Raw genomic sequence first — 23,910 nt, 5'->3', positions numbered from 1 at the left:
CCGCCGCCGTGGATATGGATGCCGAGCACAGCTCGCACCCGGCCGCGCACGTCGACGAGCCCGCGTCCGCGATCGGCGCGAACGCGGTGCAGCGCAACGACATCGGGCAGACCCTGCGCGAACCGGCGGTGTCCGGACCGGTCGCCTACGGTCGCGTCCACGACTCCCGCGGTGTGGCGCTGCCGAATGCGGTCCTGACCCTGATCTCGATGTCCGGCCGCCAGATCGGCCGGTCGCTGACGGATGCCGCGGGCTACTTCGAACTCACCGCCCCCGAACCCGGCTCCTTTGTATTGATCGCCTCGATCGACGGCCGCCGTCCGGACGCCTCCACCGTGCAGCTCGCGCACCATCCGGTGCCGTGCGATGTGGTGCTCACCGCGATGGCCGGACTGACCGGCACCGTCTCGCGCGATGACGACGGCACCGCCATTCCGGGTGCCCGGGTGTCGGCCCTCGACGCCCGCGGTGAGGTACTCGCCTCCGCGGCCACCGCCGACGACGGCGCGTTCGGCCTCGCGGAACTGCCCGAAGGCGATTTCACGATCGCGGTGAGCGCCAACGGCTTTCACCCGGCCGCCCTCCCGGTGCGAGCCGGTGGCAGCGAGACGCCGCGCCTCGACGTGTCGCTGCGCCCCTGCGCCCGCCTGCACGGCGTGGTGCGCGGACGCGACGGCCGCCCCCTGCCCGACGCCCTGGTCACCCTCACCGACTGGGACGGCACCGTGGTCGACACCATGGTCACCGGCCCCGACGGCGCCTACACCTTCGCCGACCTGCACGACGGCACCTACACGGTGGTGGCGAGCGGTTACGCACCCGTGCACACTCCCGTGGTGGTCGGCGCCGACGCCGAGGAGCTGAACGTCGAACTGGGGCACGGCAATTCGAGCGAACACGGATCCGCCGACCAGCTGGCAAGCCGGTATTCGGGCAATTAGTTCTCGTCTCCCGTTCTGTCGAACGGCCTCGGGCACGCGTCAGGGAAGAGTCGCGGTTCCACCGGGCACCGACCAGCTGGCCAGCATGCGCAGCGCCTGCTGCGACGGGCTGCCCGGCTCGGTCGTGTACAGGTACAGCGTCTGGTCGGAATCGCCAGGGAGCGTGAGAGTTTCGTACTCCACCGTGAGCTCGCCCGCCACCGGGTGACGCAGCCGCTTGGAGCCGTGCGTCCGCTGCAGCACCCGGTGCTCGGCCCACCATTGCCGAAATTCACCGGCGGCGGCGCTCAGCTCCTCGACCAGGGCGAGCCCGGCGCGATCCTCGGGGTTGTTGCCGACATCGAGGCGCAGGCTCTCGACCGCCGCACGGGCCTGCGTTTCCCAGTCGAGGAACAGCGCGCGCGGCTCGCTGCCCAGAAACATCCAGCGCACGTAGTTGCGCTCCCTGGCGGGCAGGGCGGCGAAGTCGGTGAACAGGGCGTGCGCCATCCAGTTGCTCGCCAGCACGTCGGCCCGGCGGCCGAGGACGAGAGCGGGCACCGCGTCGAGGGAGTCGAGCAGCTGGTACAGGCCGGGGCGAACGCGCTGCACCGGCACGCTGCGCCGGGCGATACCGCTCGGACGGCCGATCAGCTGCCCGAGGTATTCGCGCCCCGCGGCGTCGAGGTCGAGCGCGCGGGCGATGGCGTCCACCACGCCGACCGACGGTGTGATCCGCCGGCCCTGTTCGAGCCGGGTGTAGTAGTCGGCGGACACGCCCGCGAGCCGCGCGACCTCCTCGCGGCGCAAGCCGGGGACCCGGCGCACGCGGTTGTCGGCGGGGAGCCCGGCGCGGGCGGGATCGATCTGGGCGCGGGCGCGGCGCAGGAAGTCGGCCAGCTCCCGATTGGGCTCGCTCATACGTCCAGTGTCGCCGGAACCCGCCCGCGCTGCCTGGGTCGCCGCGTCCTACGTTCCGCCGTCCCAGGCCGAAGCGGGCCGGTTATACCGCCTCGACCAGCGGATACGGCGGCCAGACTGGGATCACCGGACCTCGGAGGGAGGTCCGCGAAACCCGAAGGAACGCAACGATGACCGCACCCGCAACCTGGTTCGTGACCGGCGCCTCCCGCGGCCTGGGCCTGGAACTGGTGAAGCAGTTGCTCGCCCGCGGCGAGAACGTCGCCGCCACCACCCGCTCGGCCGAGCGGCTGCTCGCCGCACTCGACGGCATCGACATCGCCCGACTGCTCCCGCTCACCGTCGACCTCGCCGACGAGAGCCAGGTGAGCGCCGCCGGGCGGCACACGCTGGACCGCTTCGGCAGTGTCGATGTCGTGGTGAACAATGCCGGCTACGGCTACCTCTCCGCAGTCGAGGAAGTGTCCGACGCCGACGCCCGGCGCATGTTCGACATCCAGGTCTTCGGCGTCTGGAACGTGCTGCGGGCACTGCTGCCGCACCTGCGCACCCGCGCTCGGGGACACGTCGTGAACATCTCCTCGGTGCTGGGCATCACCACGGTGCCGGGCTGGGGCCTCTATTCGGCCGGCAAGTTCGCGCTGGAGGGAATGACCGAAGCCCTGGCGGGCGAGGTCGCCGAGCACGGCATCCGGGTCACTCTGGTGGAGCCGGGCTACTTCCGTACCGATTTCCTCACCACCGATTCGCTGGCCCTGCCCGCTGCCACCACCGACGGCTACGAGTCCATCCGGCGGATGACCAGCGAGCACCTCGCGATGCAGGGCACCCAGCTCGGTGATCCGGTGCGCGGCGCAGCCGCGATCCTCGCGCTCGTCGACCGCGGCGACGGACCGCTGCGGCAACTGCTCGGCTCCGATGCCCGCGCCTACGCGACGGCGAAGGTGGAGGCGCTGCGCGCGGATATCGAAGCAGGCGCGGAGCTGGCGCTCAGCACCGATACCCGATAGTCGGACCCCTAAGCTGCGCAGCGCGGTGTGCAGCCGGGCCGTGGCGACGGCTCGGCGGCCGTCGCCGGTGGGTAGCAATTCCAGTGCGCGCTCGTGGATTTCGATATCGTCCGGCATGCGTTCGCCCAACGCCAGCGCATGGCCGGCATCGCCACCGGCCACGACCGCCGTGCGGACAGCGACATCGAGATGTTCCCGCCATTCCACGATGCCGGGCGTCTCCGAATCCGGAAGCAGCGGACCGCGATACAGCCGCAGCGCCGCATCGGTATCTCCGGCGTCCAGCGCGGTGAGCAGATCGGCCGCGTCGCAGCGGATCGGCGCGGTCAGCCGGTAGACGCGGTTGGCGATGGCCGCGTCGGTGGCGCGGCGCAGATGTGAGACGTCGGCCTCGAGGGTGCTCGACACACCACTGGGCGGTCGCCGTAGATCGCGTAGTGCAGGCGTTCCGGGGTGAAGCCGCCGGGTTCGAGGGCGAGCAAGGTGAGGATTTCGATCTGCCTGGGGCGCAGGCGAATCGGAGTGCCGTCCCGGGTGGCGCGTGCGGCGCCGAGACAGCTCAGCCGCAGGCCGGTCGCGGGCGGGGCGAGGGTGCGCAGACGATTCTCGATCGCGGTCACCAGCGATTGCACGGTCGCCATCGCCAGCGGATGGGTGCGATCCCAAGCCGAGGACAGATCCAGGGAACCGAGCCGGCGGCCGTCGGCGCCGTGCACGGGTGCGCAATAGCAGACCCAGCCGTGCAGTGCGGCCACCAGATGTTCGGCGGAGAATACGCGGTGGGGCGCCGGGGCTGGGCCTGTGCATCGCCGAACCGCTGGCCGAGGGCTGGCTGCTGCGTCCCACGACCGGCGACATCCGCATCCGCATGACCCTCGACCTGTCCGGCGCACCGGTGGTCCGCAGCACCGGCGGCGAATCCGATTGGTACACCCCCCTTTCCCAGCGGCACGCGGAGATCCTGCTGCTCCTGCACCGGCACGGCCGCCGCGGCATGTCGGTCACCGAACTCAGCACGGCGGTCCACGGCGACCCCGACCACGCGGTGGCGATCCGCGCGGAACTGTCGCGGCTGCGCCGCATTCTCGGTTCGGTGATCGAAAGCCGGCCCTACCGGATCTCGGCGGCGGTGGAATTCACTCTCGAACTGGGCTATTGCGACACGCTCGCCGACTACGCGGTCCTCCGCGAGGCGAATGCGCCGCCCGAAAATGACGAGTTTCGGAGGCGCCCCCACGGGTAAGGTCCGAGTATGCGCAGGACGCACTCGTCCGCGGCTGCCGATCACCGCGCGGGCCCGGCTGCCGGGGTGAGGGCACTCGAATGCGATTCGCCATGAGTACCGTTCCGCCCATCTGCTGGGAGCCGACGGAAATCGATCGCTGTGTGGTGCTCGACCCCGATATCACGCTCGACGCGGTGACGTACCGCCGATTCACCGACGACCTCGTGAAGTTCGTCGTCGAACAGCCCCGCGCGGTCATCGTCCGCGTCGACCGCATGACCATCGCCACCGAAACCGCCCTCACCGCGTTCACCAGCGCCCGGCTGCGCACCGCGAACTGGCCGGGCGTGCCGATTCTCCTCGTCGCCGAGGACACCGAACTACGCCGCCGGCTCGGACGCAGCGCGATCCGCCGGTTCCTCGCGGTGCAGCCGAGCGTCGCCGCCGCCGTCGCCGCCTCGGGCGAACCGCCGATCCGCCGCCGGGCCGCCATGACCATGACGCTCTCCCCGGTCACCGGGCATCGAGCGCGCCGGCTCATCGACGACATCTGCGCCGAATGGGACATCGCCGAGATCAGCGAGGCCGCGCAGATCATCGCCACCGAATTCATCGACAACGCCGATCTGCACGGCCACTTCACCGGCGTGCCCGATATCGACGTGCGGCTGGAATATCGCGAAGATCTGTTCACCATCGCGGTCGCCGACCCCGACCCCCGCGAAGCGGTGCTCCGCGAACCGGGACCAGGTTCCGTCGGGCGCCGACTGCACGGCCTGCACATCGTGGCGGAGCTGGCCTCGGCCTGGGGATGCGCGCCGCGGTGGCCGACCGGCAAGGTGGTGTGGGCGACGCTGGCGACCGCGCGGAACCGGCAGGTCAGCTGACCGCGGCCCCGAGCCCGGTTGCGGCTCCCTTGGCTCGGAAACGTCTCTCCTGCAAGCGGATTCGATGCGTCCCGTTCGCCACGCTATCCCTGCACCTGAAGCGGGACCGCCCTTCCTTTTCAACAGAGAACCGGTCCCGGGTGGTCGTCCGAGCAGCTGAGTGAGGGCCTCGACGACGCCTGTTCACCGCATACCCGGCGGGTGCGAATCGAACCTTTTCCCACCGGCCGCGCCGGAATACCTCGCCGCCCGCGGGGTAGGGCGTCCAGTGACCGGCCCAGCGCCCGCCACGAACACCACATCCGACCCCGCTATCGAGGAGTGAACGTGAAAGCAGTTGTCTGGCACGGTGTCGGCGATATCCGTCTCGACGTCGTCGACGATCCGAAGATCCAAGAGCCCACCGACGCCATCGTGCAGATCACCTCGTCCGCGATCTGCGGTACCGATCTGCATCTGGTGCGCGGCACGATGCCCGGCATGGTGCCCGGCACCGTCCTCGGCCACGAGGCCGTCGGCACGGTCGTCGACACCGGTGCGGCGGTACGCGGATTCGCGCCGGGCGATCGCGTGGTCGTGTGCTCCACGGTGTCGTGCGGGCACTGTGCCTACTGCCGCAGCGGCTATACCGCCCAATGCGATACGGCCAATCCGAACGGCCCCCTGGCCGGCACCAGCTTCTTCGGCGGACCGGAGACCACAGGACCGGTCGACGGCCTGCAGGCCGAGTACGCACGCATCCCGTATGCGAACAACACCCTGGTCAAGGTGCCCGAGGGCGTCTCCGACGACCAGGCGATCATGGTCTCCGACGTGTTGCCGACCGGCTGGTTCGGCGCCCGGCTCGCTCAGGTCAGCGAGGGCGACACCGTGCTGGTCCTCGGCGCGGGTGTCGTCGGGCAGTGCGCGATCGCCTCGGCCTTTCGCCAGGGCGCGGGCCGGGTGCTCGTCGTCGACGGGATCGCCGACCGGCTCGAAACCGCACGCGCCCAGAACGCCGAACCGATCGACTTCCACCGGGAGGATCCGGTCGAGGTGACGCGCGAGCTGACCGGCGGGATCGGCGCCGATCGCGTCATCGACGCGGTCGGAGTAGACGCCCAACGGCCCGAGCAGGGACCGGCGGCAGACCACCTGCCGGTCGAGACCGACGTCTTCGAGGAAGAACGCCGCCTCGCCGCACCCGAAGGCAATATCGATTCCGGTCAGTGGCTGGTCGGCGACGCACCGAGCCTGGCGGGGCGCTGGGCGGTGCAGGCGGTCGCGAAGGCCGGGTCGGTCGGTGTGATCGGCGTGTATCCGCCCACCTTCGACCGGTTCCCCCTCGGGGTCGTCGTGAACCGCAATCTGACCGTGCAGGGCGGAAATTGCAACCACCACCGTTACGTGCCCGGTCTGCTCGACAAGGTGGGACGTGGCGATCTCGATCCCACCCGGTTCATCACCCAGCACGCCGAACCGCAGTCGATGATCGATGCCTACGAGGCCTTCGATCTCCGGCGGACCGGCTGGCTGAAAACCGTGGTGCCGATGTAGGTCTGTCCGCCTGATCATCTCCGGCTGCCCCCGCGCCGGCGCGAAGCGCGGGTGGCTAATGTACGGACAGCTCGTGAGAACCCCCGGTTCACCAACCGAGAGGGCACGGGCGATATCAGGCATCGAGAAAGAAGAATCATGCGTCACGTCATTCGCGCAGCCGCGATCGCGGTTCTCGCCACATCCGCCACGGTCGGCGTCGCCGCTCCGGCCTTCGCCGAGTCTGGGTCGCCCGCGACCGTGGCGGTCGCGGGCGACCAGGGCACACCGGCCGATCCCGCCGCCCCCGCCGGAACACCGGTCGATCCGACCACGGAATATCTGAACGCGTTCGACACCATCGCCGGTGCGTGGGCCAACGACTCCACGGTCGGCCAGGTCGTGGGCACGGCGGCGGGCCTGGCGGTCGGCTGCCCGCTCGGCGCGATCACCGGCGGCACGCTGACCATTCCGGTGCCGGTGCTGACTCCGATCGGCATCGTGGGCGGATGCATTCTCGGCGCGGGCACGCTCGGATTCCTCGGTGGCATGGCCGGCGGCATCGCCACCGGCGGCCCGAGCTTGGCGAACGCGGTGGGTGACCAGTACAACTCGCTCCATTCCAAAGGCCTGATCGCACAGTCGATGCCGGCCGAGAGCAACGCGCGGTAATCGACACTCCCACCGATCAGAGCGGAAGAATTCATGAAGACCACCACCCGGACCATCGCCGTGTCCACCTTGCTCGCCACCGCCGTCGTCGCGGCGGCCGGGGCCGCCCAGGCCGATGTCGTCGCTCCGGCACCCTCCACCCCCGCACCCGTTGCCCCGCAATCGGAGTGGACCAGCACCGACCTGGGCCCCGGCATCCGCTATCAGGACGACACGACCACCGGAACCGCGGCCCTGCAGACTCCGCTCGGCGCGGTGGCGGTGCGCCCCGGACAGTTCGACATTCGCGACGGTGCGGGCAGGACACTGCTCGGAACTCCGATCGAGGTTCCCGCGGCCGCCGATCCGGCTCGCCCGACGGCGCCGTCCCAGCCCGTCGCCGGCGCCGTGGAATCGACTGCGGCACAGCCCGGCTCGGTCGCCGATACCCAAATGTCGGATCTCAACCAGGCCGTCGCCGCGGCGGCACCGCACATGGGTCTGGCGATGGCGGTCGGCGGGATGGCCGGTTCGGTGATCGGCGCGGCCGTCGGCTGCCCACTGGGGATCGCCACCGGCGGCACCCTCATCTCCGTCGCCACCGCCGGCACCATGACCGTGCCCGCGATGGCCGCGGCCTGCCTGGTCGGCGTGGTCGCGGTGGGTGGCCTCGGCGCGAGCGTCGGCGGCGTCGCGGTCGCCCTTCCGGTCGGAATCGCCGCGGGCACACAGAAGTACAACCAGCTGCAGGCCGAGCACGCGCAGAACGCGCACTGAGCCACCGCCGTGCCCGGCCCTCCGCGCAGGCGGCCGGGCACGGCGCCGGACGGCAGGCGACGGCGTGTCGGCGTGACCGGGAGTGGTGCGCGGCGGACAGTGTGCACGACGTCGAGCGGCAGCAGATCGAGCGGAAGAAGTAAGCACCGATGAGTTTGTCCACCCTGGCCCTGGTGCTGGCGCTCGGGCTGGCGGGACCGCTGCTGGCGTGGCGCGAAGCCTGGCACATACCGGTGATCGTCGGCGAGCTGCTGGCCGGAATCGTCTGCGGCGTCACCGGATTCGGGGTGCTCGATGCCTCGGATCCGGTATTCGCCTTCCTGGCCGATATGGGTTTCGCGCTGGTGATGTTCGTCGCCGGCACCCATGTCCCGATTCGCGATCCGCGGATCCGCTCGGCACTGGGGATCGGTGCCCTCCGAGCCGTGCTGGTCGGGTCGGCCGCGGCCGTGATCGGCTATCTGCTCGCCGGCTTCTTCGATACCGGGCACGGCGCGATCTATGCGGTGCTGCTCGCCTCCTCCTCGGCCGCGCTGGTGCTGCCGATCATCGATTCCCAAGGGCTGCAGGGCAGATCGGTGCTCGAACTGACGGCACAGGTCGCCATCGCCGACACCGCGTCGATCGTCGCGCTACCGCTGGTGATCGACGCGGGTAACGCCGGACGCGCCGCGCTGGGTGCGCTGGCGGTGATCGGCACCGCGGTGCTGCTGTTCTTGCTGCTGCGGTGGCTGGAACGCTCCGGGCTGCGCCGGCGTGCGCACCGAGTCTCCGAACGCCGCAAATTCGCCCTCGAACTGCGGGTCAGTTTGGCCCTCGTATTCGGGATGGCCGCCATCGCCACCCGCACGCACGTGTCGATCATGCTGGCCGGCTTCACGGCCGGACTGGCCGTCGCGGCAGTCGGCGAACCGCGCCGGGTGGCACGGCAATTGTTCGCCGCGACCGACGGATTCCTCGCTCCCCTGTTCTTCGTCTGGCTGGGCGCTCGGTTGAACCTGCGGGAATTCGCCGATCGCCCGCGGTTGATCCTGCTGGGGCTCGCGCTCGGAGCCGGCGCACTGCTGGTGCATCTGCTCATGCGTCTGCTGGGCCAGCCGGTCACATTCGGCGCGCTGGCCGCCGCTCAGATCGGTGTACCGGTGGCCGCCGTCACCGTCGGCACCCAGCTGCATGTGCTGCACCCGGCCGAGGCCGCGGCGATGATGCTGGGCGCGCTGGTGACGATCGTCGCGGCGGCGGTGGCTGCCGCACTCGCGGCGCGACGGCCGCCGGTGGCGGATCCCGTCGCGCCGTGAACGAGGGTCAGGGTTTGTGCGCCACCACCGCGAACATGGTCACCGAGAAGTGATAGTCGCCGGTCTCGGCACCGCGCCGGATTTCGGTCAGAACGTAGTCGCGCTGGGCAGCGGTGATCAGCCCGTCGCCCACACCCCGGTCGGTGACCGCCGTGAACATCGGGAGGATCGACTCGGGTTCCCAGATCACGGCCTCGGAACCGATGTCGTCGATCAGCAGGCCGGCGTCGACCAGCCGTCCCCGTAAATGCCTGCCGGAGTTGCGATTCGGACTGTTGGTTTCCATCCGCTGCTGCAACGCCGCGACGACCTCGGGATCACCGGGATGGAAGATCGCCGTCGACCAGTCGCTGTCGATCAGCACCACCCGTCCGCCCGGTCGCAGCACCCGCGCGATCTCCGCGGTGGCCTTCGCCGGATCGTCGAGGTGCTGATAGACCCGCTCACAGCGCACCGCGTCGACGGATGCGTCCGGCAGCGGCAGATCGTAGGCCGATCCCTCGATGAATTCGGCCGATACGTCCGCGGCGCGCTCGCGCGCCACCGCGAGCATCGACGGATTCGGATCGATACCGATGGCCCGCCCGGCCGGACCGACCAGAGCGGCCAGCTCCACCACTTCGGTGCCGGTGCCGGAGCCCACATCGAGGGCGGTTTCGCCGGGTCGCAGCGCCAGCGCGGCGCGCGCCCACTCGCGCATCCGCACCACGCCGGGTAAGGCGGCCTGATTGTCGAGTATCCGGACGATCAGCTCCTGCTCCGGGTGGTCGACCTGGTCGATGTGGAAGGAAGGAACGCCTCGTTGATCGCTCACCCCGCCAGTATGCCCGCGCGATCAGTCGAACAGCAGGCGTGCGGCGTGGGCGAGCACATCCGATCTGCTCTCGCCGGGATGCTCGGCCTTGATCAGGCGATTGGCGATGACCATCGAAAAAGACAGCAGCGCAACGGCTTCCACATCCTCGGGTGCGACGCCGGAGTTCCGCAGCAGCGTGCGCAGATAGTCCATTCTGGCGTTGTCCACTTTCCGCAGCCGCGCCTCCACCGCCGGGTCGCGCCGAGCCCATGCCCGGATGGCCAGATCCAGCGGCGTCAGATCCTCGGCGAAGGTCAGCGTGCCCGCCCGCCGGATCTTGCGCTTCGGATCGCCGCCCTCGCGCTCGACCTGTTCGCGCACATCGTCGACGGCGCGCCGTTCCCAGTCGTCGAGCATCGCCTCGAGTAGTTCGTCGCGGGAGCGGAACTGCCGGTAGAAGCCGCCGCGGGTCACGCCGAGTTGCGCCGCCAGCGCCTCCACCCGGACCGCATCGGGGCCGTGGTGCTCCAGCACGGAGAGCCCGGCATCGATCCACGCCTGCCGCGGAGTTCGCACCGGTGGCGCCATCACGTCCTCCTTCTCGACCGGCTCGATATGCCCTTGATTAGATCACCCTTCAATAGATACAGTACTGTTCTGTATCTATCGTGCAGTACCGAAACCAGAAGGTTCTCGTCATGTCCGTGCACACCTCCCCCACCGTCCGCCAATGCGGAATCACCGCCGACCTGCTCGCCCTCACCACCCTGGACGACGTCGTCTACATCGACAGCCACGTGCTGGAAACCCCGGCCGCCACCGCCCGGACCGCCGAGCAGTGGGCCCGCGCGATCATGGAGGACGTTCCCGAGGACGTTCGTAGGCGATTGCGGGCGGCGTGGGCCGGTATCGAACTCGGCCTCACCCCCGGCGCGCCGGACACCGTCGCCGGTTGGCGCATCACCTTCTCCGCACCGGAATGCCTTCTGCTGCGGGCCGATTCGGGTCTCGGATTCCACGGCGAACTGGCGCTCGAGATCCGTGACGGCGTCGTCGCGCTGGCCACCTTCGCGGCCATGCGCGGGACACGCGCGCCGGATGTGTGGTTCGCCGTGGTCCCCGGCCATCTGGCGTTCGTGCGCTCACTTCTCGAACGAGCCGGCAGTGCGGAGCCGGCGGCGAGGTGATCGAGCGGTCGGTACCTCGCGACGCGGCTCAGTACCTCCACCTGCAGGCGTCGGCGATCTGCTCGGGCGTGGCATCGGCGAACAGCGCGATCTCACCGCGCCGCACGCTGCCGATGGTGTCGGCGAGGTCGTCGCCGAATGCCGCGCACAGCGCCTCGTCGGCTTCGAAGGCCGCCACCGCGTCGGCGAGTGTGGTGGGCAACGGGGTGATCCCGCGCGCGGACCGGGTGGCGGAGTCGAGTCGCGCCGGATCGCCGGCGACCGGCTCGGGCAGGGTCGTGCCCGCCTGCAAGCCCGCTCGGCCCGCCGCCAGCAGGCCCGCCAACGCCAGGTACGGGTTGGCGGCGGCGTCGAACGTCTTGATCTCGATATTGGCCGCGCGGTCGCGCTCACCTTCGCTTCCGGTGATGTAGCGCAGGGCGGCCTCCCGGTTCTCCAATCCCCAGCATCGGAAGACACCCGCCCAGTGACTGGGCTGCAAGCGCAGGTAGCTTGCCACGGCCGGGCAGCCGACGGTCAGTAGCGCGGGCAGGCGGTCCAGGATTCCCGCGGCGAAGTGCTCCCCCTCCGCACCGATTCCGAAAGGACCGGGACCGCCGTACATCCGGTTCACCCCTTCCCGCCACAGGCTCAGATGGACGTGGCCGCCGTTCCCGACGACACCGGGCACGACCACCGGGCTGAACGTCGCCCGCAAGCCGTGAGCACCGCTGACGGCCCGGACGATCTCGCGCACCAGCACCGCGTTGTCGGCGGTGCGGACGGGATCACCGGAGGCGATGGAGAGTTCGAACTGTCCCACCTCGTATTCGGGATGTATCTGCTCGACGCCGATACCGCTGTCGCGCACCTTCGACACCACATCGCGCAGATACGCGGCCAGCTCGCTCAGCCTGGCCATCCCGTAAGCGGGCGCCGAGGTGGCGGGGCAGAACGTATCCGGGTCGGCCGGGTCGGGGCGCGACAACGTCCATTCCAATTCGATCGCGGTGCGCAATTCGTAGCCGTCGTCGGCCAGCTCGGCGACGAGCCGGCGCAGCAGCAACCGGGAATCGCGGGGGTGCGGCGTACCGCTTTGCGTATAGCGATCCGCGGGCGCCCATGCCCATCCCGGAAGCGCGGCGACGGCGGTGACCCGATCGAGGTCCGGGTACAGCCGTAGGTCACCGGTCGGGCCGCCGGCGACATGCTCGGTCAGGATGGAATCGTCGACCAGGAATGCGTCGAAGACCGGCGAGGCGCCGATCCCCCAGGCCGCCGCGTGGGAGAACCGTTCCACCGGAACGGCTTTCATCCGGACGATGCCGCTGGTGTCGACCCAGGTGACCGCCACGGCGTCGATGTCGCGGGCACTCAGCGTGGCGGCGACGGCGCTCGCCCGATCCGCGCGGTCGCGGCGCAACTGCTCGGTCAGTGGTTCCACGTCGACTCCCGGGAGTTCGATGGAAGCCGGCACAACCAGACACAATCGCCGGCGGGTTGCCGCGTTCGAGACTACGCGCCGATGTCTCGATCGCCCGCACTTCCGCCGCTACCACGCCGGATCACTCGACGGCACCCACTCACCCGGAACCTACTCGAGGACCATCCGCGACGCCCGAGATCACCGCATGGACAGGCAGCCCTGGAAGGTCTGGAAATCGCCCGCGAAACCGGGGCCGCCGCTGCATACCGGCGTCCCGACGCCGGAGACCGTGACCGTGGCGCCCGGCCCGGCGATGCCGATGGCCAGCCCGGGACGGACCCCGCTCAGGTCGGCCGTCGCGCCGGGTCCGACCGCGATCGCCGCGGGCCCCGACCACGGCCCCGACGTGGAGCGGGCGATACCACCGCCCTGCGCGATGGCCAGCGACAAACTCGTCGGCCCGGCATTCGCCGTGGCCGTACCGTTGATGCCGTAGGCGGCCGCCGCGCTCCCACCGGCACTGGTGGCCGAACACGCGGCATCGGCACCCGTCTGGGCGACCGAGCTGGCGCCCGGCGCCGGACAGCTGGTGGAGTCGGCTTGGGCCGGCGCGGCCAGCAAGGCGGCCGAGGTCAAGGCGATACCTCCGCCGGAAACGAGAGCGAACAGCGCGCGTCGCGCGGAAGAACGAGACATGAGGGCCTCCTCTGATTGGATGGTTCTCGGCCAGGGTACCCCGGAATTCGATGCATAAACGATGCGTCTCGTCTTTTTGTTGCATCGATTGCAGCATGACGTCGTCCGTCCGTCCCTACCTCGCACGAAGCCGTTCCGAACCGCTCATCGAGGTCACCCGGCGCATGCCCGGCCGAGACGGACAACTTCCGCTCATGTGCATCATTTATGCATCGTTTGCTGTAGCCTTGGGTTCAGACGTCGAGGGAGGATCCCCGGACGGGCCGGAATACGCGGTCTCGATCCCCACCTCGGAGAGCCAGCCGGCACCCCATATCGCTGTACCGCCGAACCGAGGAGTGGACGTGAGCGTCACTATCGACAATTCGCACCGATTGTGTTCCCCTGCAACAATTCTGGCCGATCACCCGGTGAATACCGTGGACGGTGTCGTGCGGTGGCGTACCGCGGTACGGGATCGAGTCCTGACCGAACTGGACGCGTTCCTGCGCGAGAACCGCATAGGCGCCGTCCAGGAAATCGCCGTCGACGACATCGCTCGCCGATACGTGGCAGGCGGCAAATGCCTGCGATCGACGTTCATGTACATCGGCTGGCTGTGCGGCGAGGCCCCCGACGCCGCCGCACTGCGAGCCGCCGCCGCGCTGGAACTTGTCCATGCCTTCGCGATGATCCAGGACGATGTGATGGACGAGTCGGAGCTACGCCGCGGCGCGCCCACGGGGCATGTCGCCTTCGCCGACGCACATCGGAACCGGCGAATGCCCGGCGACGCGGGTCGTTTCGGCGAGTCGGCGGCCGTGCTCCTCGGCGATATCTGCCTGGTCTGGGCGGACAAGATGCTGCGCGAGAGCGGGATTCGCCCCGATTGCCTGTACCGCGTGTGGCCGCGCTTCGACGAGATGCGCATCGAGCTGGCGGTGGGACAGTTCGGCGATCTGCTCAACGACGTCCGCACGGAACCGGATTTCGGGCAGGTATTGGCGCTGGCACGTGCGAAATCCGGCAACTACACCGTGCGCCGGCCGCTCGAACTCGGCGCGGCGATGGCCGGATGCGACGAGTCGACCCTGTCGGCGCTGAGCCGGTACGGACGCGCCGTCGGCGAGGCATTCCAGATGCGCGACGACCTGCTGGGAGTATTCGGAACCCCCGATGCCACAGGCAAACCCGGTGACGGAGATCTGACTCAGCACAAGGCGACCACCGTGGTGATCGCCGCCCGCCAGCTCGCCGACCCCGCCGCCCGCCGCGAACTCGACACGCTGCTGTCCGCACCGGTCGTCGACGCCGGCGCCACCGACAGACTGCGCGCCCTGATCACCGACTCCGGAGCACCCGCCCGGATCGAGGCGATGATCAGCGATCGCGTCGGCGAGGCGCGGCGCACCATCGAGAGCACGACCCTGCCCGAACCGATGCGCCGCGTACTCGACGGTATGGGCCTCATCTGCGTCACCCGGCACCCCTGAGGAGGAAGACCATGCGCACGACCATCGGTCTCAGCAACCATATCGTCGTAGTCGGAGCGGGGCTGGCCGGACTGTCGGCGGCGCTGCACCTGGCCGGCCGCGGCCGCAAAGTCACCGTGCTGGAACGGGATTCGGTTCCCGGCGGCCGCACCGGTCGCGTCGATGTGGACGGCTACCGTCTCGACACCGGCCCTACCGTGCTGACCATGCCACACCTGGTCGAGGAGACGTTCGCCGCGGTCGGCGAGCAGATGGACGACCGCCTGTCGCTGGTGCCGGTGGATCCGGCCTACCGGGCCCATTTCGCCGACGGGCGTCAGCTCGAGGTTCACAGCGACGCCGAACGCATGGCCGCGGCGATCACCGAGTTCGCCGGAGCCGGGCAGGCGGCCGGATACCGGCGACTGCGCGCGTGGCTGACCCAGCTCTACCGGACCGAGTTCGACTCGTTCATCGGGGCGAATTTCGACTCGCCGCTCTCGGCGCTGCGTCCTTCGCTGGCCCGACTGGCGGCGATGGGAGGATTCCGCCGCTGGGACCGTGCGGTCGCACAGCACATCGACGATCCCGCACTGCGGCGGCTGTTCACCTTTCAATCCCTGTATGCCGGCGTCGCGCCCAGGAGGGCGATAGCGGCATACGCGGTGATCGCCTATATGGACACGATCGCCGGCGTCTGGTTCCCGCGCGGCGGGATGCGAGCGCTACCCGACGCGCTCGCCGCGGCGGCGCAGGACGCCGGCGTCGAGATCCGCTACGACACCGCCGTGGCGAGCCTGGACCGCACCGGATCCCGGATCCGCACAGTCGTCACCGATACCGGCGAGCGCATCCCGTGCGATGCGGTCGTGCTCACCACCGAGTTGTCCGACACCTACCGGCTGACGGGCCATTCCCCGCGCCGCCCGCTGCGTCCCACGGCGGCACCGTCCGCGGTCGTGCTGCACGTCGGCTGCGAGGCGATGCCCCGAGCGGCGCACCACCATCTGCTCTTCGGCCGCGCCTGGGACGAAGCCTTCGACGACATCATCGCTCGCGGCAGCGTCATGACAGATCCGTCACTGTTGGTCACCAGGCCCACCGCGGGTGACCCGAGCCTGGCCCCACCCGGACGCGACCTGCTCTACATCCTCGCTCCCGTACCGAATCTCGTTCGCGGACCGATCAATTGGGACCGCTTCGGCCCCGCCTACGCCGAGGAGATTCTGACCACCGTCCAGGATCGCTTGCCGATCCCACTGACCGATCCCCGGTTGCTCCACATCACCACTCCTGCCGACTGGGCGCGGCGCGGCATGCTGGCCGGAAGCCCCTTCGCGTTGGCCCACACCGTCACCCAAACCGGACCCTTCCGCCCGGCCAACATGATCCGCGGACTCGAGAACGTGGTGCTGGCGGGCGGCAGCACCGTCCCCGGTGTCGGCATACCGCCCGTGCTGATTTCCGGCCGGCTCGCCGCGGACCGCGTCACCGGACCGATGCCTTCTGCACTGCCCGCACGCCGACGCGCGTCCGCCCTGTCCACTTCGACCGCCGCCATCATCCGCTGATCGGAAACTCATGTCCCCCATCGCCTTTCTCGACAACGGCCGCGCCGATACCCGACTGCAGCAGTCCTATCGCGCCTGCCGGACGCTCAACGCCCGCCACGGCAAGACCTTCTTCCTCGCCACCCGGTTACTCGCCCCCGACCAGCGTCCGGCGATCCACGCGCTCTACGGCTTCGCCCGCCGCGCCGACGACATCCTCGACGACATCGACCCGAGCCGTCCGGTCACCGAGCGAGCGGCACGACTGGATGCGCTGGCCGCGCAGTTCACCAGCGAGGACGCCGACGCCGACGCCGTCCTCCCGGCCGTACTGCACACGGCGCACTCCTACCGCATCGCTCCGGCGCTGTTCGACTCGTTCCTGGAGTCGATGCGCATGGATCTCACCGTCACCGACTATCCGGATCGGCGTGCGCTGGACCGCTACGTCTACGGTTCCGCCGAAGTCATCGGGTTACAGGTCTTGCCGGTGCTGGGCACGGTGTGCCCGGTGGACGAGGCCGCTCCCTACGCCGCCGCGCTCGGAAAAGCCTTCCAGCTGACCAACTTTCTGCGCGACGTGGACGAGGACCTGGTCCGAGACCGGGTGTATCTGCCGGCAGACGAACTGGCCGCCTACGGCGTCGACCGTGACCTGCTGCTGTGGTGTCAGGCGCACCGCCGCACCGACCCGCGCGTCCGGCGCGCTCTGGTCGCCCAGCATGCGCACACTCGCGACATCTACGACTACGCCCGCGCCGGTATCGCCTTGCTCGCGCCACGGTCGCGGCCGTGCGTCACCACCGCGCTCACCCTCTATTCGGAAATTCTGGATCGCATCGAGAGTTTGGATTTCGACATCTTCGTTCATCGTGCCCGCGTCGGTATCCCACGGCGTGCCGCGGTGGGCAGCCGCGGTCTCGCCCGCGCGCTCCGGTCCAGGCAGGCGCAGCCGGGGCTATGAAACCGGCTGCGCCGCAGCCTCTTCGGCCGCGCCCGTGATGTTGCGGGTCATCCCGCCGAAGATGAGCGCATGGAAGGGAACGATGGCCTTCCAGTACAGATGACCGGCCAGACCGTGCGGGTCGAATACGGCCCGCTGCCGGTAGACCGTGCCGCGCGCGTCCGTGTCCACGCTCAGCTCCAGCCATGCCCGCCCGGGCACCCGCATCTCCGCGCGCAACACCAGAGTGTGCGGTCGCTCGATGCGTTCCACACGCCACCAGTCCAGCGCCTCGCCGGCGTGCAGCCGATGCGGATCCCGCCTGCCCCGCCGCAAACCGACGCCGCCGGCCAGTCGATCGATCCAGCCGCGCAACGACCACGCCAGCGGAAACGAATACCAGCCGTATTCGCCACCGATGGATTCGATCACCGACCACAGCGTCGCCGGATCGGCCCGGGTGTGGCGTTCTCGTACATCGACGTAGAGGGAACCGCCCGACCACGCGGGATCGGTGGGCAGCGGGGACGACGGTTCACTACCGAGCTGATCGGCATCCGACCAGCGGGTGGGGACATCGAGGTCGCGGATACGCGTCAACGCCAATTCGACCGCCGTGCGGTAGTCGATCAATCCCCGCGCCGGATCGGGGATGTGCTCGGCGATCGCGTGATCTTCGCAGACCACGTCGTTGACCAGCGATTCCATCAGCGGCACCGCGATCGCCTTGGGCACCGGGGTCACGAGATTGACCCATTGTGCCGAGAGCCACGGTGTGAGAACCGGGACCGGGACGATCACGCGCCGCGGCAGCCGCGCCACTTCCGCGTAATCGCGCATCATCTGTTCGTAGGTGAGCACATCCGGACCGCCGATGTCGAAAGCACCGCGCACATCCGGCGGCAGTTCGGCCGCCCGCGTCAGGTAGTACAGCACATCGCGCACCGCGATCGGCTGGATGCGGTTGCGGACCCATCGCGGCGTGACCATCACCGGGAGCCGTTCGGTGAGATAGCGCAGCATTTCGAAACTGGCCGAACCGGATCCGATGATCACGGCGGCCTGCATCGCAATCGCCGGAACCGATCCCGCGAGCAGGATGCGACCGACCTCGGCGCGGGAGGACAGATGCCGCGACAGTCGCTGGCCGGGCGGGACGATGCCGCCCAGGTACACGATCCGGCGTACCCCCGCTCGGGCGGCCTGCTCTGCCACCAGTGTCGCCGCGCGGCGGTCGACCTCGTCGAAATCCGTTCGCGTCAGCGAATGCACCAGGTAGTAGAGCACATCCGCGTCGGCGCACACCGCGGCCACGTCCTCGGCGCTGAGCACGTCACCGCGCAGGACTTCCACGCTGTCGCGCCACGCGGCGTCGTCGAGTTTGGCGGGTGTGCGGGCCAGCACCCGCACCTCGTGCCCCGCGGCCAGTAGCTCGGGCACCAGGCGGCCGCCGATGTAGCCGGTCGCACCGAACACCACACATCGCATACCGTCTCCTGATCACCGAATCGACTACATGCCGGGCACTTCCACAATCGGCGCCGGATAGGTCGCGTCATCGACATCCTCGCGCCACGGCCGGTGCACCGCCGCACCGGACAGGTGGGCGAGTTCGGGCAACCAGCGCCGTACGTACGCACCCTCGGGGTCGAAACGGTTCGCTTGCCGCAGCGGATTGAGTGTGCGATTGGGGCGGGTGTCGGTTCCGGTGCCCGCGACCCATTGCCAGTTCATCTGGTTGTTCGCCACATCACCGTCGACCAGCCAGTACCGGAAATGGGCGGCGCCGATCCGCCAATCCAACCGTAGCGTTTTGGCCAGGAACGATGCGGTGATCAGCCGCGCGCGGCCCGGCATCCATCCTTCGTCACGCAGCTGGCGCATCGGCGCGTCGACGATCGGGAAACCGGTACGACCGTGCGTCCACGCCTCGAACGCCTGCTGGTCCTGACGGACCTCGACCGGCCCCGGGCGGTAGTCGGACCACGCCGCCGCGGGCCGGGCCGCCAGTACCTGATGATGAAAATCGCGCCAGGCCAATTGCCGGGCGAAACTGTGCGCACCCGGATCCGACAGGTCCAGGCGCGACACCACCTCCGCGGCGGACAGGCATCCGAAGTGCAGATACGGCGAGAGATGCGAGGTGGCGTCGGCCGCGAGATCGTCGTTGGTATCCGCGTACGCGGTGACCGCATCGGACAGCCAGCGGCGCAACATCTTTCGCCCCGTCGTCTCGCCTCCGACCCGCAGGTTGGGCGAAGCCCGCGCGGCGCGGAGCTTGTCGAGGCCGGGTTGTTTCCCGTCCAACGACGGCACGGTGAGATCTTTCGGCGGTGGCAGCGGACTGCGGTGGCGAGCGGTTTCCCAGCGCCGGAAGTACGGCGTGAACACCGCGAAATGATCGCGTCCGGTGCTCGGCTCGATCGCATCGATGTCCACGCTGGTCACCGTCGCGGGGTGCGTCTGCACGCGGCAACCGTGAGATTCGAGCCTGTCGCGCAGAGCCGATTCGCGGCGCTTGCCGTAGTGGCTGACCTCGGCGGCGAGATGCACCGACTCCGCCTGTGACTGGGCGACGATCCGCTCCACCTCGTCGACGACCTTGCCGCGCCGCAGCACGAGATGCCCGCCGCGCGCTCGCAATTCGCCGTCGAGCTCGTCCAGCGCGGCGGCGAGGAATCGCACCCGGTTGGGCGCGGCCTCCGAGCCGGTGACCAACGATTCGTCGAGGACGAACAGCGGGACAACCGCATCGCCTGCACGCTGCGCCGCGGTCAGCATCGGATTGTCGTGCACCCGCAGGTCACGGGTGAACAAAGCTATCGCCACACCCATCGCCACTCACCTCCACTCACCGGACTCGCCAGGCTGATAGGTCGCATCGAGCCGAGCTCAGATCCGGCACAGCGGGGTGATGTCGTCTCGCCCACCGGTCACCGGCGAGGTCAGGTACAGGCACGGCTGCTCACCGGCGGCGACGATCGCCGCGACGATCTGATTCCACTGGTCCGCGTCCAGTGCAGGCGTGCGAGACAGCACGAATCCGGAGATCCGGAAGGGGTCGGTGACGAGAGCCCAGGAGTAGTCCGGCCCGAGAGCGGTCACGATGTAGTTGGGCGGGCCGTCCAGGCTTTCCTGTGTCGGCACCCCGGGGAACGCGACGCGCAACTGTGCCCCGGTCACCGGATCGACCACGCGCGCCGCGCCCTGAATGTCGTTGGGCGCACCCGACCACGTGGTGCACGAATTGTGAACGGACACATCACCGTTCGGAAGGGCGGCGTACTCGGCGCGCGTATCGCGAGCACAGACGAGATTGAAAAACTGCGGAACCGCGGCGAGCTGATACCACGTTCCCAGGTAACGGTTCAGATCGAGCGAGGGAACGGGAGCCGGTCCCGCCGCGGGCGTCGGGCTCGCCCCCGCCGGTGCCGCGACGCCACCGAACACGACCGCCGCCAGGACGGCGACACCGGCCAGCCGTGCCGGGCGCATCGCTGTCGCAGCGAAGAGGACCAGCCGACGGGCACCACCGGCCAGCATTCTCACCACCTTCCCGTCGATACCTCCGGGGCGGTCTACCTGCGAGCGATGTTCGAGCACCTGCGACTCCTCTGTTCGATGAGCATGGGTTCGACAACACTGCCGATCCTACAGTAATCGATGCGGAATCGATGCATAATGGGAGTGTCGTCCCCACGCCGCTCCGTCGTCGCCTACCGCCGTCCCCTACCGCCGCCCACTACCGCGCGGGCACCGCAGCACTGCGACCTCGAGCACTGCGACCTTGCGGCGCCCATGCCCGTGAAAGGCAGAATGATCGTCATGTCCGATGCCTTGCCCCCCGACAACGACGCAGCCGGATTCTCGGTACGTACCGTCGCGGAACGCATCGGCATTCCCACCGCGACGCTGCGCAGTTGGAATCAGCGCTACGGCATCGGCCCCTCCCAGCATCGGCGCGGGCGCCACCGCCTGTACTCCGAAGCCGATATCGCCCGGCTCGAGCGCATGGTCGTGCTCGTCCGAGGTGGATCGAGCCCGGCGCGAGCGGCCGAGTCCGTGCGCGCGCCACTGCCGGTCGCCGGAGACCACGCATCACTTCTCGATGCCGCCTTCGCCTCCGACCCGACCACACTGCAGGCGTTGCTCTTCGCCCACATTCGCGCGTTCGGCGTGGCCGACACCTGGGACCGGCTGTGCCGCCCGGCCTTCGCCGAGATCGTCCAGCGGCAAGGAGCGGGCATCGGATGCATCGACGTCGAACACCTTCTGTCCTGGTGCATTACGGCCGCACTGCACCGCGCGGTCCCGCCCCCGGCCGACGCGTCCGCGGCCCCCGTACTGCTCGCCTGCACCAGCGGCGAAGCCCACTGCCTGCCACTCGAGGTCCTGCGCGCCGCACTCGCCGAACTCGACGTCCCGGCCAATATGCTGGGCCCCAACGTCCCCACTCCAGCCCTCGGCGATGCCCTCGATCGCAGCGCGTCGAGCTCGGTAGCGGTGCTGTGGTCACAGCAGGAATCGACCGCGCTCCTCTCGGCCGTGCGCACCTGCGCCGACCGCGGCACGCGCGTCCTGCTGGCGGGCCCCGGCTGGCAGCACGTACCCGCCCCGGACACCGCCGATATCGTCGACGACCTCCGGTCCGCGCTGAAAGAGCTGACCGGCGCCCACCCGGCGGAGGTGTAGCCGCAACGAGGCTGATCGGCGTCACCCGCCGGCCGGCGCGGCAGCAGAACTCCGCGCCCGGACAGCTCGGCAAGAGCCCGAGGGGCCTTGTCCGACCGCACGCGTAATGCTAATTTTCGTAGAAGAGAATAACATTCTCATTCTCGCCGACACCACCGGCAGCTCGAAAGGTCGATCACGTGCGCGTCATTCAATGGACCACCGGGAAGGTCGGAAAGCTCAGTCTGCGCGGGATTCTCGACGATCCGCGGCTCGAGTTGGCCGGTGTCTACGCCTATTCCGACGACAAGGTCGGGGTGGATGCGGGCAGGCTGTGCGGCCGGCCGGATACGGGGGTGCTCGCCACCGCCGATATCGATGCGCTGCTCGCGCTGGACGCGGATACCGTCCTCTATACGCCGTTCATGGCCGACCTCGACCATGCGACGCGGCTGCTCGAAAGCGGCCTCGACGTCATCAGCACCAACTTGTTTCTCAACGTCGGCGGGATTCGGGGCGAGACGGAGCAGAAGCTTGCCGCCGCCTGCGAACGCGGGAACAGCTCGCTGCACATCACCGGCATCAATCCGGGCTGGATCAACGCCGTGACCACCGCGTTGACCGCGGTGTGCCGTGACGTCCGGTCGATTTCGATCTCCGAATCGGCCGATGTCTCCGTCTACGAATCCGCGGAAACGTGGCAGGCCCTGGGTATTTCACGTCCCGAGGCCACCCCGGAACTGATCGAGGTCGCGAAACTGTGGATGAGTACGTTCCGCGATTCCGTCCAGCGCATGGGCGTAGCCCTCGGCTACGAATTCGACGATATGGACTTCGCCATCGAGTACGCGACTGCCGCCGAAACGGTCGATCTGGGATGGATCCGCATCGAGAAGGACACCATCGCCGCGGTGCGTGGCGGATGGGCCGGAAAGGTCGGCGAGAAATCCGTCGTTCGCTCGAACGTCGCGTGGTACCTCACCGACAAGCTCAATGAGAGCTGGGAATTCGACGACGACCACTACCACATCGTCATCGACGGAGAGCCCGAGGTACGGACACGGATCAGGTTCGTCCCGCCGGACAGCTGGGGAAATCACGAGTGGGACACCATGACCGCGATGCCCGCGGTGAATTCCGTCTTCGACGTCGCCCGAGCGCCCGCCGGTATCTCGACGCTGAAAGAGGTGGGATTGCCCTGCGCGCCCGCCGATCTGTGGCTGACGCGGTGACGCCATGGGATATGCCGACGAACTGTTCGATCTGACCGGCAAGGTGGTGCTGGTCACCGGCGGCAGCCGCGGGCTGGGACGAGAGATGGCCTTCGCCGCCGCGCACTGCGGTGCCGATGTGATCATCGCCAGTCGCAACTACGACAATTGCGTGGCGACCGCCGGGGAGATCGCGGAGAAGACCGGCCGCGCCGCCATGCCCTACGGCGTGCACATCGGTCGCTGGGATCAACTCGACGGGCTGGTCGACGCCTGCTACGACCGGTTCGGCCGGGTCGATGTCCTCATCAACAATGCCGGAATGCAACCGGTGTACGACGATCTGCCCTCGGTGAGCGAGAAACTGTTCGACGCCATCATCGCCCTGAATCTCAAAGGGCCGTTTCGATTGTCGGCACTCGTCGGCGAGCGCATGGTCGCGGCGGGCCGCGGATCCATCGTCAACGTCAGCTCCACCGGTTCCATCCGGCCGCGCCCGTCGATCGTGCCCTATGCCGCCGCCAAGGCGGGACTCAATGCCATGACCGAGGGTTTGGCCCTGGCCTTCGGCCCGGCCGTCCGAGTCAACACCCTGATGGCAGGGCCCTACCGCACCGATGCCACGGCCGGATGGGATCTCGACAACCTCGCCCCGGACGACAACCCGTTCGCCGCCCACGCCCTCCAACGCATCGGCCGGCCCAGCGAAATCGTCGGAGCCGCACTGTTTCTCGCCTCCGACGCCTCCAGTTACACCACCGGATCGATCCTCCGCTCCGACGGCGGCATGCCGTAG

The 23,910-nt window shown here is 69.1% G+C and carries 25 protein-coding genes; 16 read left to right on the top strand and 9 right to left on the bottom strand.

Translation table 11 applies throughout. The features are described 5' to 3' along the window. The first annotated feature begins 14 nt into the window (after window positions 1–14). Window positions 15–941 carry a collagen binding domain-containing protein gene (locus A5780_RS41945; protein ID WP_255407253.1) on the top strand — a complete coding sequence of 309 codons (927 nt, stop codon included), beginning with the start codon at window positions 15–17 and terminating at the stop codon, window positions 939–941. Between the two features lie 39 nt (window positions 942–980). Here A5780_RS41945 and A5780_RS17590 read toward each other — a convergent pair whose 3' ends face one another. Then, complete coding sequence (locus A5780_RS17590; RefSeq protein WP_063011254.1) at window positions 981–1,841, bottom strand: helix-turn-helix transcriptional regulator; 861 nt, start codon at window positions 1,839–1,841, stop codon at window positions 981–983. A 170-nt stretch (window positions 1,842–2,011) separates the two neighbouring features. Between A5780_RS17590 and A5780_RS17585 the strand changes: the two genes are divergently transcribed. After that, window positions 2,012–2,851: an SDR family NAD(P)-dependent oxidoreductase gene (locus A5780_RS17585; protein WP_064908964.1), complete on the top strand. Its 840-nt coding sequence runs from the start codon at window positions 2,012–2,014 to the stop codon at window positions 2,849–2,851. 93 nt (window positions 2,852–2,944) lie between these two features. After that, entirely contained in the window at window positions 2,945–3,232 is a 288-nt protein-coding gene (locus A5780_RS41055) for a hypothetical protein (protein ID WP_064902408.1), read from the top strand. Here the strand turns inward: A5780_RS41055 and A5780_RS41050 are convergent. After that, on the bottom strand, window positions 3,178–3,606 hold the full coding sequence (locus A5780_RS41050; RefSeq protein WP_064902407.1) for a helix-turn-helix domain-containing protein: 429 nt from the start codon (window positions 3,604–3,606) through the stop codon (window positions 3,178–3,180). The genes A5780_RS41055 and A5780_RS41050 overlap by 55 nt on opposite strands. On the opposite strand from A5780_RS41050, the gene A5780_RS17570 reads away from it, so the two are divergent. The 6 genes from A5780_RS17570 to A5780_RS17545 all read left to right on the top strand — a co-directional run bounded on the left by A5780_RS17570 (window position 3,597) and on the right by A5780_RS17545 (window position 9,204). Continuing rightward, complete coding sequence (locus A5780_RS17570) at window positions 3,597–4,094, top strand: hypothetical protein (RefSeq protein ID WP_156769538.1); 498 nt, start codon at window positions 3,597–3,599, stop codon at window positions 4,092–4,094. The genes A5780_RS41050 and A5780_RS17570 overlap by 10 nt on opposite strands. 92 nt (window positions 4,095–4,186) lie before the next feature. Continuing rightward, window positions 4,187–4,963, top strand: a complete 777-nt coding sequence (locus A5780_RS17565; RefSeq protein WP_063011259.1) for an ATP-binding protein — start codon at window positions 4,187–4,189, stop codon at window positions 4,961–4,963. A gap of 327 nt (window positions 4,964–5,290) precedes the next feature. Beyond that, window positions 5,291–6,499: an alcohol dehydrogenase catalytic domain-containing protein gene (locus A5780_RS17560; protein ID WP_063011342.1), complete on the top strand. Its 1,209-nt coding sequence runs from the start codon at window positions 5,291–5,293 to the stop codon at window positions 6,497–6,499. Window positions 6,500–6,637: 138 nt separating this feature from the next. Further along, window positions 6,638–7,150 (top strand): hypothetical protein, encoded by a 513-nt coding sequence (locus A5780_RS17555; protein ID WP_064908962.1) that lies wholly within the window; start codon window positions 6,638–6,640, stop codon window positions 7,148–7,150. Between the two features lie 33 nt (window positions 7,151–7,183). Next, entirely contained in the window at window positions 7,184–7,906 is a 723-nt protein-coding gene (locus A5780_RS17550) for a hypothetical protein (RefSeq protein ID WP_064908961.1), read from the top strand. Window positions 7,907–8,055: 149 nt separating this feature from the next. Next, on the top strand, window positions 8,056–9,204 hold the full coding sequence (locus A5780_RS17545; protein WP_063011265.1) for a cation:proton antiporter: 1,149 nt from the start codon (window positions 8,056–8,058) through the stop codon (window positions 9,202–9,204). A 7-nt stretch (window positions 9,205–9,211) separates the two neighbouring features. On the opposite strand, the gene A5780_RS17540 is transcribed toward A5780_RS17545, so the two are convergent. Beyond that, window positions 9,212–10,018 (bottom strand): methyltransferase domain-containing protein, encoded by an 807-nt coding sequence (locus tag A5780_RS17540; protein ID WP_064908960.1) that lies wholly within the window; start codon window positions 10,016–10,018, stop codon window positions 9,212–9,214. A gap of 21 nt (window positions 10,019–10,039) precedes the next feature. Continuing rightward, entirely contained in the window at window positions 10,040–10,588 is a 549-nt protein-coding gene (locus A5780_RS17535; RefSeq protein WP_063011269.1) for a TetR/AcrR family transcriptional regulator, read from the bottom strand. 110 nt (window positions 10,589–10,698) lie between these two features. Here A5780_RS17535 and A5780_RS17530 point away from each other — a divergent pair, with 110 nt between their 5' ends. Continuing rightward, window positions 10,699–11,187, top strand: a complete 489-nt coding sequence (locus A5780_RS17530; RefSeq protein WP_082976529.1) for a hypothetical protein — start codon at window positions 10,699–10,701, stop codon at window positions 11,185–11,187. A 28-nt stretch (window positions 11,188–11,215) separates the two neighbouring features. Here the strand turns inward: A5780_RS17530 and A5780_RS17525 are convergent, their stop codons facing one another. After that, window positions 11,216–12,610, bottom strand: coding sequence for a glutamine synthetase family protein (locus A5780_RS17525; protein ID WP_231982990.1), 1,395 nt, complete (start codon window positions 12,608–12,610; stop codon window positions 11,216–11,218). A gap of 180 nt (window positions 12,611–12,790) precedes the next feature. After that, a complete protein-coding gene (locus A5780_RS17520; RefSeq protein ID WP_063022904.1) occupies window positions 12,791–13,288 on the bottom strand; it encodes a DUF6764 family protein in 498 nt (165 codons plus the stop codon). Window positions 13,289–13,632: 344 nt separating this feature from the next. Between A5780_RS17520 and A5780_RS17515 the strand changes: the two genes are divergently transcribed. The 3 genes from A5780_RS17515 to A5780_RS17505 are packed head-to-tail and all read left to right on the top strand — an operon-like array spanning window position 13,633 to window position 17,253. Next, entirely contained in the window at window positions 13,633–14,760 is a 1,128-nt protein-coding gene (locus tag A5780_RS17515) for a polyprenyl synthetase family protein (RefSeq protein ID WP_342751595.1), read from the top strand. 11 nt (window positions 14,761–14,771) lie between these two features. Continuing rightward, on the top strand, window positions 14,772–16,310 hold the full coding sequence (gene crtI / locus A5780_RS17510; RefSeq protein ID WP_064908959.1) for a phytoene desaturase family protein: 1,539 nt from the start codon (window positions 14,772–14,774) through the stop codon (window positions 16,308–16,310). Window positions 16,311–16,320: 10 nt separating this feature from the next. Continuing rightward, entirely contained in the window at window positions 16,321–17,253 is a 933-nt protein-coding gene (locus A5780_RS17505) for a phytoene/squalene synthase family protein (protein ID WP_064908958.1), read from the top strand. Here A5780_RS17505 and A5780_RS17500 read toward each other — a convergent pair. From A5780_RS17500 to A5780_RS17490, 3 genes are read right to left on the bottom strand one after another with little or no spacing between them, the layout of a single operon-like run. Next, window positions 17,248–18,720, bottom strand: coding sequence for an SDR family oxidoreductase (locus A5780_RS17500; protein ID WP_064902399.1), 1,473 nt, complete (start codon window positions 18,718–18,720; stop codon window positions 17,248–17,250). The two genes, A5780_RS17505 and A5780_RS17500, sit on opposite strands and share 6 nt — an antisense overlap. 24 nt (window positions 18,721–18,744) lie before the next feature. Then, the gene (locus tag A5780_RS17495; RefSeq protein ID WP_063011284.1) at window positions 18,745–20,067 is read right to left on the bottom strand and encodes a deoxyribodipyrimidine photo-lyase; all 1,323 of its coding nucleotides are present in this window, start codon (window positions 20,065–20,067) and stop codon (window positions 18,745–18,747) included. A 57-nt stretch (window positions 20,068–20,124) separates the two neighbouring features. Beyond that, complete coding sequence (locus A5780_RS17490; protein WP_369817495.1) at window positions 20,125–20,835, bottom strand: lipocalin family protein; 711 nt, start codon at window positions 20,833–20,835, stop codon at window positions 20,125–20,127. A gap of 222 nt (window positions 20,836–21,057) precedes the next feature. Between A5780_RS17490 and A5780_RS17485 the strand changes: the two genes are divergently transcribed. From A5780_RS17485 to A5780_RS17475, 3 genes are all read left to right on the top strand, one after another. Beyond that, complete coding sequence (locus A5780_RS17485) at window positions 21,058–21,924, top strand: MerR family transcriptional regulator (RefSeq protein WP_064902397.1); 867 nt, start codon at window positions 21,058–21,060, stop codon at window positions 21,922–21,924. A 179-nt stretch (window positions 21,925–22,103) separates the two neighbouring features. Beyond that, window positions 22,104–23,135, top strand: a complete 1,032-nt coding sequence (locus tag A5780_RS17480) for a hypothetical protein (protein WP_064908957.1) — start codon at window positions 22,104–22,106, stop codon at window positions 23,133–23,135. 4 nt (window positions 23,136–23,139) lie between these two features. Then, complete coding sequence (locus tag A5780_RS17475; RefSeq protein ID WP_064902395.1) at window positions 23,140–23,910, top strand: SDR family NAD(P)-dependent oxidoreductase; 771 nt, start codon at window positions 23,140–23,142, stop codon at window positions 23,908–23,910.

The sequence above is a fragment of the Nocardia sp. 852002-20019_SCH5090214 genome, from assembly GCF_001665865.1.
Classification (GTDB): Bacteria; Actinomycetota; Actinomycetes; order Mycobacteriales; family Mycobacteriaceae; genus Nocardia; species Nocardia nova.
This window is presented reverse-complemented; position numbering and strand designations above follow the sequence as displayed.

Excerpts from the sequence above, each read along its gene's own strand:
- A5780_RS41945 (WP_255407253.1), top strand. The coding sequence starts at position 15 with ATGGATGCCGAGCACAGCTCGCACCCGGCCGCGCACGTCGACGAGCCC.
- A5780_RS17590 (WP_063011254.1), bottom strand. The coding sequence starts at position 1,841 with ATGAGCGAGCCCAATCGGGAGCTGGCCGACTTCCTGCGCCGCGCCCGC.
- A5780_RS17585 (WP_064908964.1), top strand. The coding sequence starts at position 2,012 with ATGACCGCACCCGCAACCTGGTTCGTGACCGGCGCCTCCCGCGGCCTG.
- A5780_RS17565 (WP_063011259.1), top strand. The coding sequence starts at position 4,187 with ATGAGTACCGTTCCGCCCATCTGCTGGGAGCCGACGGAAATCGATCGC.
- A5780_RS17555 (WP_064908962.1), top strand. The coding sequence starts at position 6,638 with ATGCGTCACGTCATTCGCGCAGCCGCGATCGCGGTTCTCGCCACATCC.
- A5780_RS17550 (WP_064908961.1), top strand. The coding sequence starts at position 7,184 with ATGAAGACCACCACCCGGACCATCGCCGTGTCCACCTTGCTCGCCACC.
- A5780_RS17545 (WP_063011265.1), top strand. The coding sequence starts at position 8,056 with ATGAGTTTGTCCACCCTGGCCCTGGTGCTGGCGCTCGGGCTGGCGGGA.
- A5780_RS17535 (WP_063011269.1), bottom strand. The coding sequence starts at position 10,588 with ATGGCGCCACCGGTGCGAACTCCGCGGCAGGCGTGGATCGATGCCGGG.
- A5780_RS17530 (WP_082976529.1), top strand. The coding sequence starts at position 10,699 with ATGTCCGTGCACACCTCCCCCACCGTCCGCCAATGCGGAATCACCGCC.
- A5780_RS17520 (WP_063022904.1), bottom strand. The coding sequence starts at position 13,288 with ATGTCTCGTTCTTCCGCGCGACGCGCGCTGTTCGCTCTCGTTTCCGGC.
- crtI (WP_064908959.1), top strand. The coding sequence starts at position 14,772 with ATGCGCACGACCATCGGTCTCAGCAACCATATCGTCGTAGTCGGAGCG.
- A5780_RS17505 (WP_064908958.1), top strand. The coding sequence starts at position 16,321 with ATGTCCCCCATCGCCTTTCTCGACAACGGCCGCGCCGATACCCGACTG.
- A5780_RS17500 (WP_064902399.1), bottom strand. The coding sequence starts at position 18,720 with ATGCGATGTGTGGTGTTCGGTGCGACCGGCTACATCGGCGGCCGCCTG.
- A5780_RS17495 (WP_063011284.1), bottom strand. The coding sequence starts at position 20,067 with ATGGGTGTGGCGATAGCTTTGTTCACCCGTGACCTGCGGGTGCACGAC.
- A5780_RS17485 (WP_064902397.1), top strand. The coding sequence starts at position 21,058 with ATGTCCGATGCCTTGCCCCCCGACAACGACGCAGCCGGATTCTCGGTA.
- A5780_RS17475 (WP_064902395.1), top strand. The coding sequence starts at position 23,140 with ATGGGATATGCCGACGAACTGTTCGATCTGACCGGCAAGGTGGTGCTG.